We start from the raw sequence: 14516 nt of genomic DNA on the forward strand, positions 1-14516 counted from the left end.
TATTGAAAAATATATAACAAAATAGCAAATAATTACTTTGGAAACAGGTTAAATGGCCGTAATTTTGCGTTCCATTTGAATTTTGAAATTTAAAGTTTTTGATATGATAAATCCATGGCACGATGTGCAGATAGGTAAAGATGCACCGGAATTTGTGACCGGAGTAATTGAAATCCCAAAAGGTAGTAAAGGCAAATACGAACTGGACAAGACAACCGGTATGTTGCTTTTAGACAGGGTATTGTTTTCAGCTGTACACTATCCAGCTAATTATGGTTTCATTCCACAGACCTTCTGCGATGACCACGATCCACTCGATATATTGATTATTTCCCAAATTGATATTCCTTCCATGACATTGGTAAAAGCCAAAGTGATCGGTGTGATGAGGATGATCGATGGCGGGGAAGCAGATGATAAAATTATTGCCGTAGCTGCTGATGATCAATCGGTAAACTATATTGATGACATCGATGAGCTACCTCCTCACTTAATGAAGGAAGTCCACAGATTCTTTGAGGACTATAAGAAATTGGAAAACAAGGAAGTTAAGGTTGAAGATTTCTTAGGTAAGGAAGATGCTAAACGAATCATTCTGGAAAGTATAGAACTTTACGACAAAAACTTCCGAACAAATAAATAATAAATAAGCCCGGTTTTTAAAACCGGGCTTATTTGGTATTATTGAACCAATGAAATACTTTTACCTCTTATTTTTCATATTGCTGAGCCACTTTTCTCATGCCCAAATTATCCAACAGAACGGTTGGGAGCTTTCCGGATATGTGGAAACGTATTATAGCTATGAATTTAACCAACCCGAAAACCATCTCAGACCTGATTTCCTTTACAATTTTAAACGGCACAATGAGTTTAGTGTCAATTTAGCCTTTTTAAGGGCTAAATATGAGGATGAAAATATCCGAGGAAATGTGGCCTTAATGACTGGTACTTATGCTCAATTTAATCTTGCAAACGAGCCTGCTTGGGCGCAGATGGTATATGAAGCTTCGGTAGGTGTGAGGCTATATGATAAGATTTGGCTTGATGTGGGTATAATGCCCTCTCATATAGGTTTTGAAAGTGCCGAAGGGATGGAAACCTGGCATTTGTCCAGAAGTCTATTGGCAGAAAATTCACCTTATTTCCTTACCGGAGGAAGGTTGACTTATACACCATCGGAGGAATTGGAAATTACGTTTTGGGCGGGGAATGGCTGGCAAAACGTACAAAGGATTCGCGGTAACCAATCTTTGGCTTTAGGGTTAGGGGTGAATTATCAACCATTTGATGGGTTGGAAATCAATTACAGCAATTTCTTTGGTAACGAATATCCCCAGACTTTACGGCTAAACCGCTTTTACAATAATTTTTATACCATGTATTCCTTTGGGAAGTGGGGTGCGACTGTTGGTGCGGACTATGGAGTGGAGGAGGCTATTTTCCGAGCCTTCAATCAATGGTATGCCTATACGGCTTCTTTGAGAAGACAATTGGGGGAAAAGTTCTATGTGGCAATCCGAGCGGATCATTATTCGGATGCAAATGGTGTTATTCTAAATTCCGGAATGGAAGTTACCGGGTATTCGGTCAACCTGGATTATCAGGTTCATCCCAAGGCTTTGGCAAGAATAGAGCTTAGACAATTCAATAGTCCAGATCCAATTTTTGACCTTCCAGCTGGGCGTGTGAGTACAGGAAACACCGCTATCAATTCCTCTCTGGCAATACGGTTTTAAATGAAAAAGCCTCACGATAAAGTATCGTGAGGCTTTTCTAAGTTTTATTTTTGTATATCCGCTTTTTTGTCAGTAAGTACCATCAACTAATGAAAAGTTGGCTGAAAGCTAGATTTATGGCCACTTCGGTCATCGGTCTACCGACTTCCTGCTCCTTAAACAAGGATTTAATGCTTACTGGCATTATTGCGGATTTATTATATAATTAGCTTTAGCCTAGCTTAGCAAGACTTTCTTCCAAAGCCTTGATTTTGGCAATTGCGTCTGCTTCTTTTTTCTTTTCTACTTCCACGACATGGGCAGGAGCACCGCTTACAAAACGTTCATTGCTGAGCTTTTTTGAAACTGATTTTAGGAAGCCTTTGGTGTAATCAAGCTCTTTCTGCAGATTCTCTTTTTCCTGCTCCACATCAATCTGGTCTCCCATGGGGATGAAGAATTCGTCAGATTTTACCACAAAGCTTAGTGCATTTTCAACTTTGTCTCCAAAATTGATTTCACTAATGTTAGCCAGTTTTTTGATGATGGCTTCAAATTCTTGATAAAGCTCCTGCTGCTTTGTGTTGATGGTCAATTCAAAGCTTTCCTTTGGAGAAATGCCTTTGGAAGCCCGGGTGTTTCTGATCTGGCTCACTACTTCAAATACTACTGAAGCTTTGTCAATGAGTTTTGTGTCAAAATCACCAGCTTTTGGCCAAGCGGAAACGATCAAGGCATCCTTTACATCGCGACCTTTAATTTGATGCCAAAGTTCCTCCGTAATGAATGGCATAAAAGGGTGTAGAAGCTTAAGAATGGACTCGAAAAATTCCAAGGTCTTTTCGTAAGTCTCCAAATCTGTTGGCTTCTGATAAGCCGGCTTGATCATCTCCAAGTACCAAGAGCAGAAATCATCCCATACCAACTTGTAGGTAGCCATCAATGCATCAGAAATTCTGAATTTGCTGAAGTGGTCTTCGATTTCGGTGATGGCCTGATTTAATCTACTTTCAAACCACTGGAAAGCAGCTTTATTGTGGTTTTCCAAGATGGAGGAGTCTACTTCCCATCCTTTTACTAAACGGAAAGCATTCCAGATTTTGTTGGAGAAATTACGGCCCTGTTCTACCAATTTTTCATCAAAAGGTAAATCATTACCTGCAGGTGAACTGAACAACATGCCTGTTCTCACTCCATCGGCACCATAGCTCTTGATAAGGTCTAATGGGTCCGGGGAGTTGCCTAAAGACTTGGACATCTTGCGGCCAAGTTTGTCCCTTACTATACCTGTAAGGTAAACGTTTTTGAACGGTTTTTCACCAGTGTATTCATAGCCAGCTATGATCATCCTAGCTACCCAGAAGAATAAAATTTCTGGAGCAGTAACCAAATCATTGGTAGGGTAATAGTACTTTAGATCTTCATTTTTCTCACCTGTGGAGAATACTTCTGCATCAAAAACAGACATTGGCCAAAGCCAAGATGAAAACCAGGTATCTAGTACATCGTCCTCTTGTCGAAGGTCTGCTTCAGTATAATTTTTTCCATACTGCTCATTAGCAGACTTGAGCGCTTCTTCGATCGTACCCGCAACTACATATTCCCCATTGGGCAGGTAATAAGCTGGGATTCTATGCCCCCACCATAATTGACGCGAGATGCACCAATCGCGTACATTGTCCATCCACGCACGGTACATGTTTTTGAATTTCGGTGGATAAAGCTGGATAATGTCCTCCATGACAGCCTTTAAAGCAGGCTTGGTAAGCTCATCCATTTTTAGGAACCACTGGAGTGAAAGCTTTGGCTCTATGACTGCGTCAGTCCTTTCAGAATGGCCCACATTAGATTTATAGTCTTCTACTTTTTCAAGCTGTCCTTTTTCGTCAAGCTGTTTGGCAATCTTCTTTCTGGCGATAAATCTGTCTTCGCCTACCAAAATTTGAGCTTTCTCATTCAAAGTACCATCGTCATTCAGAATGTCGATGGATTCCAATTTATGCTTTAACCCTAACTCATAATCGTTTAAATCATGGGCAGGTGTTACTTTCAGGCAACCAGTACCAAATTCCACATCCACATATTCATCCTCAATAATTGGGATGGCTCTGTCTATCAAAGGAATGATGGCTTTTTTGCCTTTTAGATGTGTGAAGCGGGGATCATTAGGATTGATACATATCGCTACATCGGCCATGATGGTCTCAGGACGGGTGGTAGCAATGGTCAAATGGTCGTCAGACCCTTCGATTTTATAATTTATATAATAGAGTTTTGAATTGACCTCTTTGAAAATTACTTCATCATCGGAAAGGGCAGTCTTGCCCTGCGGATCCCAGTTGACCATACGGATACCTCGGTAGATTTTACCCTTCTTGTGCAGGTCCACAAATACGCTGATTACAGCTCTGCTAAGGTCCTCATCCATGGTAAACTTGGTGCGGTCCCAATCGCAGGAAGCGCCAAGTTTTTTTAGCTGCTCAAGAATAATTCCCCCATATTTTTCTTTCCATTCCCAAGCATATTCTAAAAACTCCTCACGGGAGATAGATTTCTTGTCAATGCCTCTTTCCTTAAGCATGGCTACCACCTTGGTTTCCGTGGCGATGGAGGCGTGGTCCGTGCCAGGAACCCAGCACGCGTTTTTTCCTTCCATTCTGGCCTTTCGGACCAAAACATCCTGGAGGGTATTGTTCAACATGTGGCCCATGTGCAAAACGCCGGTGACGTTTGGCGGCGGGATGACCACCGTGTAAGGTTCTTTATTGTAATCTACTTGTGAGCTAAATAATTTGTTGTCCATCCAGAACTGGTACCATTTGGACTCCGCCTCGGAAGGATCATACTTAGTAGATAAGGACATATCAGTTTTTGCTATATAATTGTGTAAACAGAGCACAAAAATAACATAAATATCTTTTTGGGCATCAAGGTGAAGCTAATAACCTCTCTTTTAAAAGTTAGATTGTATTTTGAGTTCGGCTATTAAGTTCTAAATTTGTCACAAACTAATTTTTGACGATGAAGAACCAAAAAGTAGCCTCAAAGACAACATGGGTTCAGGTGCCCAAAAACTCTGATTTTACCATTTATAATTTGCCTTTTGGGATTTTTAAAAACAAGCGGCTTTCTCCTAGGGCGGGTATTGCCATAGGAGATAAGATCGTGGATTTGTCCGTGCTGCATGCGGAAGGGTTTTTCTCTGACATGCATCTGCCGGATGATATTTTCCTTAAGGATTCTCTGAATGAATTCATTGACCTAGGCAAAAACGTCACGCGGAAGGTAAGGGAAAAAGTCCAGCATCTTCTCGAAGAGGAAACCCCAGAACTTAAGGACCACCAATGTAGAGGAAAAGCAATGGTTAACCGCCAGGAGGCAGAAATGTTGATGCCAGTAAAAGTTGGTGATTATACTGATTTTTACAGCAGCATGGAGCATGCCACTAATGTGGGAACCATGTTCAGAGATCCTGATAATGCCTTATTACCCAACTGGAAACATTTGCCAGTTGGTTATCATGGCCGTGCTTCTTCCATTATTCCTTCAGGAGTTCCAATCCACCGGCCAAAAGGACAGTATAAGGATCCAAATATGGAGACTCCGGAATTTGGGCCATCAAGAAGACTTGATTTTGAACTTGAATTAGCTTTCATCACAGGCAAATCTACCAAAATGGGGGATTCAGTCAGCACCAAAGAGGCTGAGGATTACATTTTCGGGTTTGTATTGTTCAATGATTGGTCTGCAAGAGATCTACAGGCATGGGAATATGTGCCCTTAGGCCCGTTCTTGGGTAAAAATTTCGCCTCTAGCATTTCACCTTGGATAGTGACTATGGAAGCAATGGAGCCGTTCAGAACAGCCGGTCCAAAGCAAGAACCGGAAGTGTTGCCATACCTTCAATGCCAAGGAGATCATGGTTTTGATATCAATTTGGAAGTGCATATCCAGCCAGATAACGGCAAGTCAACCAAAGTGTGTTCTTCAAATTATAAATACATGTACTGGAACATCGCCCAGCAACTTGCTCACCATACGGTCAACGGTTGCAATATAAACGTGGGTGATATGTATGCTTCAGGTACCATTTCAGGTCCTACTGAAGATAGCTATGGTTCTATGTTAGAGTTGGCTTGGAAAGGCACCAAACCTATAAAACTGGATTCCGGTGAAGAACGGAAATTTATCGAAGATGGGGACACGGTGATTATGAATGGTCACTGTCAGAAAGATGATATAAGGGTAGGTTTTGGAGAAGTGTGCTCCAAGGTTTTACCAACCAAAAAGTAACAAAAAAGGCGGCTGATTATTTTAGCCGCCTTTTTTAATGGGGTGTTATATAAACTTCACTTTCCAGTTTTGATTCAGCAGCACCTCCATAGGTACCAACCACCGGAAGGGTCAATCTAGGTATAGCACTGCTAGCCAAAGGGAGGTAATGCTCATCCGCGAAAAGTCCAAGGCTGGGATCAATACCCACCCATCCTGCACCGGGCAAGAATACTTCTACCCAAGCATGAAGCTCATGCCCTTCTTCCAGTTCAGGATTGAAGGCATAGCCGCTTACGAATTTACAAGCCAAACCAATACTTCTGAGCATCTGAATCAACATCCAACTGAGATCTCGACAGCTTCCCGACTTTGCTGCCAGGGTCTTTTCAGGAGTCCATAAGCCAAAATCCTCCCGAAAAGTATGCTCCCACTCTTCGTGGATAGACTGAAGCATACCGTTTAGAAAAATTAGCGGATCATCTTGATCGGTGGAAAAGGATTTGGCAAAGGCTGTTATTTCAGGTTCAGCGCTAAAATGCAAGGCTGCATGTAATAACTGCTTATCCTCTTCAGAGTAAAATGAGTCTTTGTTTTTCTGAAAATCCTCGGTGAATTTATGGTCCAGAATAAAGGCAAAAGGATTAAATGCTTTAAGCTGAACTGAAAAGTCCACTTTAATTTCCAGCTTTTCTGTCTCGCCTTCAAACCACGATAAATAGTAGGGATTGTTGTCAATATTGTGCCGTAGTTCCATGTCCATCGGCTTAGGCGTAATCTCTATCTTATAATTTGACAGCGTGTAATGGCTTTTTTGCAACGGGCACAAAAAAATCGAATGAGGGTTTAAAACCACACTTTCTGAGTAACTATATCTGGTTAAGTGGACTATGCGAAGTGATTTCATTCCATTTTTATATTTAACTGTGGGTCATCCTTGCTTATAGCTTTATTGAGTGACTCGGATGGCAGCGCGTTAATAGCTGCTTTAATCCTAGTGTTCCAAAAGTCGGAAATATGCCTTAATTCAGGTTGCGTAAATCTTTTTTCAATGGTGAAATAGGAATCATTTTTTAAATAGACAGTATCTATAGGGTAGTCAACATCATTTGCCGATATCCGAGTGGCGTCAAAAGCCAGAAAAGCACATTTCAATGCAAACTCCATCGAGTCGGTATAATGCAACGACCGTCTAAGAATAGGTGTTCCAAATCCGCTGTTACCAATGATGACAAAAGGTGTTCCTTCTTGAATTTCTATCCAGTTTCCTTCTGGGTAAAGTAGATAAAGTTTTGATTCCTTGTCATTTTCCAGTTGACCTCCAATAATGGAAAAGAGGTTAAAAGAAAGCCCGGCATCCACCAGGCTTTGTTTGTCTTCTGAGGCTACCCGTCGGATTTGGGAGCTAAATTCGTTTACAGCTTTGTAAAGCTTGTCGAAAGAATCATCCCTTTCCTCTATACTTTCCAGAAAATAAGTAATGGCCTTGTCCCTTACGGAACGAAGTCCTGAAGTCATGATGAAAAATGAATGCTTCTCCCGGTTAAGGGTAAATACTTTTCTGGATGTGGTCGTGTCGCTCCCTGAGGTAATACGGGTGTCGGCCAGCCCCAATATTCCAGACTGTAGTTTGATTCCAATACAGAAGGTCATGATTGCTCTTGAGTTTGAAAGATCAAGTTACTTTTAATCTGGAAATAATTTTTATTCACTTCGTTGGAAATTTTATTGATTTTTATCTGAAGTTTGTCCAGATATTCATGAAGTCCGGTGGATATTACATCGTTAACATCATCATATTCAAGTTTGGAGCGGAGTTCGCCCATCGCTTTTTCTGCGCTATTTTTAAAACCCACACCATCGGAACCTGAAATCTTGTAAAGACAATTCTCGGCCTCTTTCAGACAAAAGTAAACCGACCGGGGAAAATGTTTATCCAATACCAAAAACTCCACTACACCCGAGGGGGTAATATTGCCGTAAAACCGTCTATAGGTATTAAAAGCAGTGACCGATTTCAAAAGTGCCGTCCACTGCAGAAAGTCTAAAGGAGAGCCAACTTCTTCATGGGAGGGGAGAAGGATGTGGTATTTTACATCCAAAAATCTACTGGTTTTATCCGCTCTTTCCAAATATTGGCCTAACTGGCGAAAATACCAGCCTTCAGTCCTAGCCACGGTGTTTTCTGCCAACCCATAAAGGAGCAAAACGCTATCTTTAACATGGCTAAAAAACGACCTAGGATCTTCTTTTTTCCAAATGGACTTTTCCTTCCCTGATTTTACATAGTGATAGGTTTCATTGAGTTTTTCCCAAGTTTCTTTGCTGAGATTCTCTCGAATCATACGGGCATTTTCTCTGGCGTTTTGGACCGAATTGAAGATTGAGTTAGGGTTGTCCTCATCGAAAGCCAAAAAGAAAATAACTGTTTTACGGTCAAAATGACTGCCGTACTTTTTGACGTAAATATCCCGGTCACCTGTAATTTGTACTAATGGTTCCCATTGCTCTTTCATGTCTTGAGGCATATCGAGCATCAAATTGAAATTTACATCAATAAAACGGGCATAGTTCTCAACTCTTTCGGCATACCTGCCTAACCAATATATGGAATTTGCTACTCTACTAAGCATATAAAACAATTTTTAATATAAAACCCAGGTATCCTTGCTGCCCCCACCTTGGGAACTGTTAACCACCAACGACCCTTTTTTCAGCGCAACCCTAGTAAGGGCTCCAGGAATAACATCTATTTCCTCACCATAAAGTACATAAGGCCTCAAGTCCACATGTCTAGATTCAATGGAATCTTTTACAAGAGTAGGTACCGTGGAAAGTGACAATGTAGGCTGTGCAATGTAATTGGACGGATTTGCTTTAATCAGCCCTCTGAACTTTTCATGTTCTTCGGCCGTTGCTTTTGGCCCAATTAACATACCGTAACCGCCTGCGGCATTTGTTTCTTTAACAACTAAATCTTTGATGTTGTCCAACACGTACTTGCAGTCTTCCTCTTTGCGGCAGAGGTATGTAGGTACATTCGAGAGGATAGGTTCCTCATTGAGATAATACTTGATGATTTCCGGCACATATGCATACACAGCTTTGTCATCAGCCACTCCTGTGCCCGGGGCGTTGGCCATGGCAATATTGCCCGCCTTATAAGCATTGAACAGTCCCGGTACGCCCAACATGCTGTCTGGATTGAAAGCTTGCGGGTCTAAAAATGTATCGTCAAGTCTTCGGTAAAGAACGTCAATCTGCTCTTTACCTCCAGTAGTCTGCATGTAAACGATGTTGTCTTCCACTATGAGGTCCATTCCTACTACCAACTCGCAGCCCATCTGCTGGGCCAGGTAGGAATGTTCAAAATAAGCTGAATTGAAGACTCCAGGTGTCAACACTCCGATCTTTGGTTTGCTTTTGTCAGATAGATACTGCAACATGTTTAGCAGCCTTATAGGGTAGTTCGAAACAGGTCTTACCCCAAGGTCATTGAACAAGTCCGGATAGGCCCGTTTGATAATCTCCCGGCTCTCCAGCATATAGGAAACTCCAGACGGGCAGCGTAGATTGTCCTCCAATACATAGTATTGGCCATCCTTGTCCTTCACCAAGTCTGTTCCGGTGATGTGGCACCAAATGCCTTTGGGAGGGGTAAGGCCGATGCACGGCTCAAGGAAATCCTTGGACCCTAAAATCAGGTCTTTTGGCACGATCCCGTCATTGAGGATATTTTGCTCATTATATATATCTTGAAGGAAAAGGTTCAAAGCTTTGATCCTTTGCTTGAGACCATCCTCAATGATTCTCCATTCGCTGGAAGGTATAATTCGCGGAATGATGTCCAAGTGAAGGATTTTTTCAACCCCTTGATCATCATGGTATACATTGAAAGTCATTCCCATACCTACTTGTGCTTTGTCAGCAGCGAATTGAAGGTGGTTTAGTTTTTTTCGGGATACCCGTTTTATCAGGCTTTCGTATTTAAAATAATGAGGCCGGCAGGCGCCATTCTCATCATACATCTCATCGAAAAAAGCCTGAGATGATTTGGAATCGATTAGTGGCATATTGCAGAGGGTTTACTTATGAGCTTAATAATATAGTAAAAATCTTGTAAAAAGTCAATTTGGAAAGTGCTAATGTTATATTACAACATATTAATATTCAATTTGTTACTAATATTAGTTGTTTTATTTACAAATCTACTAGTTTTGACAGGATATATTTTTAAAATGAAAAAGGTCCATTGGAATTGGACCTTTTTAGTTTATATAAAGTTTGAGATGGTTATTTGAATTTTATCTCCGCCAACACAGGGAAATGATCTGAGGGAAACTTCTTCCCATAGTTATCGGATAGAGTGCCATGTCTGATGACTTCAATTTCAGGGCTCGCAAAAATGTAGTCAATTCTGTTTTCTGGAAGTCTTTCCCAATTGAAAGCATTGAAAGTACCTTTTGGACCAATAGAAGGGAATGGTGAAAGATGATAGGTGTCTTTCAGCATTTCTGTTTCTTCAACAGTTTGATATGCAGGGTTATCATCGGTTACGTTCATATCCCCCATGAACAAGACGGGCAACCCATCTGGATTAATTTCTTTGATTTTTTGCATGACCAACTTGCTGCTTTCCTCTCGGGCCTTTTGGCCAACGTGATCATAGTGGACATTGAAGACATAAAATTCACCCATGTCCTCATGTTTGAATTTGCCATACGTACAAACCCTTGGCAACTGTGCATCCCAACCTTTGGACGGTTCGTCTGGCGTTTCTGAAAGCCAAAAGGTATCCTCTTCCAGCAGCTCTAATTTTTCCGGGTTGTAAAAGATTGCGCTGAATTCACCCTCTTCATCTCCTTTGTCTCGACCCACGCCAATGAATGGGAAATCTAGGTCTTCCTCCATTTTTTTTAATTGATGATGCATGCCTTCCTGGGTGCCAACAATGTCCATCTGGTGGAATTTGATCAGGTTAATCAAATGTGGCGCCCTGTCCACCCACATGTTTCCCTCATCCGTAGGGCTGTCAAACCGTATGTTGTAGGAGGCGACATTGATAGTTTGGGCATACGAACATGTAGCAAAAAGACAAAGTAAAATAGTTAAGTTGGTTAAGAGTTTCATTTGGTAAAAATTTAAATTTGATTAATTATTCATTTATGCTGGATACACATCTAAAACCGATATTTGAGCTTCCAGAATAAATATCCTGACCGGTTCTGGAAGTGGTTCTATAGTTTATGCAATAATTATCGGTACAAAGGTATGAACCACCCTTTATGGTTTTTTCTTCTGCCAATGGGTTATTGGGATTAAAACATTTTGATACTGCGGAGTCTAATGGTGCGCGTTTGTTATCCATACGAGAGAGGGTATACTCATCATACCAGTCGGAGGTAATTTCCCAAACATTTCCCACCATATCATACAGACCAAATTTGTTGGGGGGATAGCTTTTTACTGGAGCGGTCCCTGCAAAGCCATCTTCAGAACTGTCATTATGGGGGAAATTTCCTTGGAAAGTGTTTGCCATGAACTGGTCATTTATCTTAAATACTCGACCCCATGGATAAAGTGAACTGCCATCGGCACCCTTGGCAGCATATTCCCATTCCTTTTCAGTAGGTAACCGTTTGCCGGCCCATTTTGCAAAAGCCTCTGCATCCTCATAGGCTACATGTACCACGGGATGATCCATTCTTTTCTCCAAATTGCTTTCCGGACCTTCAGGATGTTTCCAGTTTGCACCGTGAACCCACTTCCACCATTTATAAGGATTCTGTAAACTTACAGGGTGGGGTGGAGGGCTAAAAACCAAGGACCCCGCTACCAAAAGGGAGTCGGCAGGCCTTTCCGTGCTCTTAGAAAGTTGTTTTTTCAAGTCCTCCCATATTAGTTTTCTTTCGGCCACAGTTACATAACCAGTTTCCTCAACAAATTCGGCAAACTGTCTATTGGTGACCTCGGACTCATCCATCCAAAAGCTTTCCACTTCAGCTAGGACTGCAGGCCGTTCATTGGAATAAGCATCTCTTGAGTCAGTTCCAAAATTGAATTCCCCTCCCTGTATATATACCATACCATCTTGTGAAAAAGACTTTTCTGTCTTTTCAATGCTTCCCCTGGTGGAGCAGGAAAACAAGATTAAAATAAGGAGTCTTAAGGCGGTATGTCTCATAACGAAAAAAGACCTTGGGCCAAAGTTTTCGGCCCAAGGTCTTTAAGTTTATTTTTCCCAGTTTATCATTTCACTTTTCACATCTCTGGAATTTCCTCCTACCATGATTTGAAATTCTCCCGGCTCCCAAACATAGTCGATATCATAGTTGTAAAACTTCAATTCTTCGGTGGTGACTTCGAAAGTTACCGTTTTAGTTTCCCCCGCTTTCAGCTGGACTTTTTCAAAACCCTTAAGTTCCTTCACCGGTCTGGTAATAGAAGCTACCATGTCACGAATATAGAGCTGAACCACTTCTGCACCATCATGTTCTCCTGTGTTGGTTACATCTATGCTAACCTCTAAGGTTTCCTCACCTTGAAGGGAAGTTTTGCTCAGGGTTAAGACTCCGTATTCAAAAGTGGTATAGCTTAGGCCATATCCAAATGGATACAATGGCTCATTGCTCACATCTAGGTAATTTGAGCGGAATTTCTGGAACCACTCATCCTCGCCAAGAGGGCGTCCTGTGTTTTTATGATTATAGTAAATAGGAACCTGACCAACATTCTGGGGGAAAGTAGCTGTCAATTTACCTGAAGGATTAACGTCACCAAACAAAGCATCTGCAATAGCATCGCCCGCTTCACTTCCAGCAAACCATACATTGAGGATCGCCGGCACATTTTCTTCTTCCCATTTGATAGCCAAAGGGCGGCCGGTGAACAACACCATCACAACAGGTTTTCCTGTGTCCAAAAGTGCTTTCAGCAATTCCCGTTGGTTCTCCTGCAATTCAATATTTGTCATACTGGAGGCTTCACCGCTCATTTCGGCTGATTCACCCATGGCTGCCACAATCACGTCTGCATGCTTGGAGATTTCAAGAGCTTCTTGAATCAGCTCATCAGCAGGTCTTGGATCACGATCCGTGTCCTTTCCAAATATGCTCACTCTGGCTTCCAAAAGGGAGTCTGCAGCCACATTTGCACCTCGGGCGGTTACAATATCAGCTTCATCGCCCAAAGCATTTTTCAGCCCATCCAATAAAGAAACTGATTCATCATGCCGTCCAGCCACACTCCAAGTACCTGTCATATTCAACCTATTGTCAGCCATAGGGCCTACAAGAGCGATTTTTCCCTCTTTTTTCAATGGTAAAATATTATCCTGGTTTTTCAGAAGGACAAATGTTTGAGAAGCAAGCTCCCTTGCAATCTGACGGTTTTCGGAAGTAAAGACCTCATTTTTTGCTCGCTTTGGATCGCTGTAGCGATAAGGGTCGTCAAATAGGCCCAGTTTAAATTTGGCAATTAGGATAAGCCTAGCTGCATTGTCAATCTGTTCCTTGGTGACCTTGCCTTCTTCCAAGGATTTTTCTAAGGTTGTCAAGAAACCTTCACCCACCATGTCCATCTCCACACCAGCATTCAAAGCCATCGCGGAAACGGTCTGCAAATCGCCAAGTCCATGGTCGATCATTTCGTTGATAGCGGTATAATCCGTTACTACAAAACCGTTAAAGCCCCACTGGTTTCGAAGTACCTCAGTCATTAACCATTTGTTTCCACTTGCAGGAATGCCATCCACATCATTGAAGGCGGTCATCACCGATCCCACACCTGCTTCAACGGCGGCTTTGTAGGGAGGAAAATACTCGTTGTACATTTTCTGCCGGCTCATATCCACGGTGTGGTAATCCCTGCCAGCCTCTGGGGCACCATAAAGGGCAAAATGTTTAACTGTTGCAAGGATGGTCTGGGGAGCAGAAAGGTCATCTCCTTGGTATCCTTTCACCATTGCTTTCGCAATCTGGGCTCCTAAATAGGGATCTTCACCACTGCCCTCAGATACACGGCCCCATCTAGGATCACGGGAAATGTCGGTCATTGGTGAGAAGGTCCAGCTGATTCCGTCAGCACTGGCTTCTTGAGCAGCAATCCTGGCAGTTTTTTCAATTAAACCCATATCCCAACTACAGGAAATCCCCAACGGTATAGGAAAGACGGTCTCGTAACCGTGGATGACATCCATACCAAATAATAATGGGATCCCCAAGCGGCTATCTTCCACAGCAACCCGCTGCACATCCCTGATTTTTTCGGCACCTTTTAAATTAAATAGCCCACCGACTTGCCCGTCTTTGATTTTTTCGGCAATGTTTGCACTTTCTGCCTGGCCGGTGGTAATGTCTCCAGCTGCAGGAAGGTTAAGTTGCCCGATTTTTTCATCAAGAGTCATCAAGGCTAGCACAGAGTCCGCTTTGCGGGTGTACTCATCCTGTGCCTGGGCCGTTCCAAAGGCGATCCCAAAGGAAACCATGCCGAGAAACAGGTTTTTACTCATTTTCATGTTAATAAATT

General features: G+C 42.2%; 11 protein-coding genes. 3 read left to right on the top strand and 8 right to left on the bottom strand.

The genetic code is table 11. From position 1 onward, the window contains the following. Window positions 1-103: 103 nt before the first annotated feature. Window positions 104-643: an inorganic diphosphatase gene (locus FPL27_RS06945; protein ID WP_143960398.1), complete on the top strand. Its 540-nt coding sequence runs from the start codon at window positions 104-106 to the stop codon at window positions 641-643. A gap of 49 nt (window positions 644-692) precedes the next feature. After that, window positions 693-1739, top strand: a complete 1047-nt coding sequence (locus FPL27_RS06950; RefSeq protein WP_143960399.1) for an outer membrane beta-barrel protein — start codon at window positions 693-695, stop codon at window positions 1737-1739. Window positions 1740-1950: 211 nt separating this feature from the next. Here the strand turns inward: FPL27_RS06950 and FPL27_RS06955 are convergent, their stop codons facing one another. Beyond that, entirely contained in the window at window positions 1951-4581 is a 2631-nt protein-coding gene (locus FPL27_RS06955; protein WP_143960400.1) for a valine--tRNA ligase, read from the bottom strand. Window positions 4582-4739: 158 nt separating this feature from the next. Between FPL27_RS06955 and fahA the strand changes: the two genes are divergently transcribed. Further along, window positions 4740-6011: a fumarylacetoacetase gene (fahA, locus tag FPL27_RS06960; protein WP_143960401.1), complete on the top strand. Its 1272-nt coding sequence runs from the start codon at window positions 4740-4742 to the stop codon at window positions 6009-6011. Between the two features lie 34 nt (window positions 6012-6045). Here fahA and FPL27_RS06965 read toward each other — a convergent pair whose 3' ends face one another. The 7 genes from FPL27_RS06965 to bglX form a co-directional block, all read right to left on the bottom strand. Further along, a complete protein-coding gene (locus tag FPL27_RS06965; protein WP_143960402.1) occupies window positions 6046-6897 on the bottom strand; it encodes a transglutaminase family protein in 852 nt (283 codons plus the stop codon). Beyond that, on the bottom strand, window positions 6894-7643 hold the full coding sequence (locus FPL27_RS06970; RefSeq protein ID WP_143960403.1) for a peptidase: 750 nt from the start codon (window positions 7641-7643) through the stop codon (window positions 6894-6896). Before FPL27_RS06970 ends, FPL27_RS06965 begins: the two co-directional genes overlap by 4 nt. Then, on the bottom strand, window positions 7640-8623 hold the full coding sequence (locus tag FPL27_RS06975; RefSeq protein WP_143960404.1) for an alpha-E domain-containing protein: 984 nt from the start codon (window positions 8621-8623) through the stop codon (window positions 7640-7642). The genes FPL27_RS06970 and FPL27_RS06975 overlap by 4 nt, the downstream gene beginning before the upstream one ends. 12 nt (window positions 8624-8635) lie before the next feature. Then, window positions 8636-10063 (bottom strand): circularly permuted type 2 ATP-grasp protein, encoded by a 1428-nt coding sequence (locus FPL27_RS06980; protein ID WP_143960405.1) that lies wholly within the window; start codon window positions 10061-10063, stop codon window positions 8636-8638. Window positions 10064-10283: 220 nt separating this feature from the next. After that, the gene (locus tag FPL27_RS06985) at window positions 10284-11120 is read right to left on the bottom strand and encodes an endonuclease/exonuclease/phosphatase family protein (protein ID WP_143960406.1); all 837 of its coding nucleotides are present in this window, start codon (window positions 11118-11120) and stop codon (window positions 10284-10286) included. 25 nt (window positions 11121-11145) lie between these two features. Beyond that, window positions 11146-12075 (bottom strand): formylglycine-generating enzyme family protein, encoded by a 930-nt coding sequence (locus FPL27_RS06990; protein ID WP_235893384.1) that lies wholly within the window; start codon window positions 12073-12075, stop codon window positions 11146-11148. A 147-nt stretch (window positions 12076-12222) separates the two neighbouring features. After that, window positions 12223-14505, bottom strand: a complete 2283-nt coding sequence (gene bglX / locus FPL27_RS06995) for a beta-glucosidase BglX (RefSeq protein ID WP_143960408.1) — start codon at window positions 14503-14505, stop codon at window positions 12223-12225. Between the last annotated feature and the right edge of the window lie 11 nt (window positions 14506-14516).

This window comes from Litoribacter populi, from assembly GCF_007483685.1.
In the GTDB taxonomy this organism is placed as follows: Bacteria; Bacteroidota; Bacteroidia; order Cytophagales; family Cyclobacteriaceae; genus Litoribacter; species Litoribacter populi.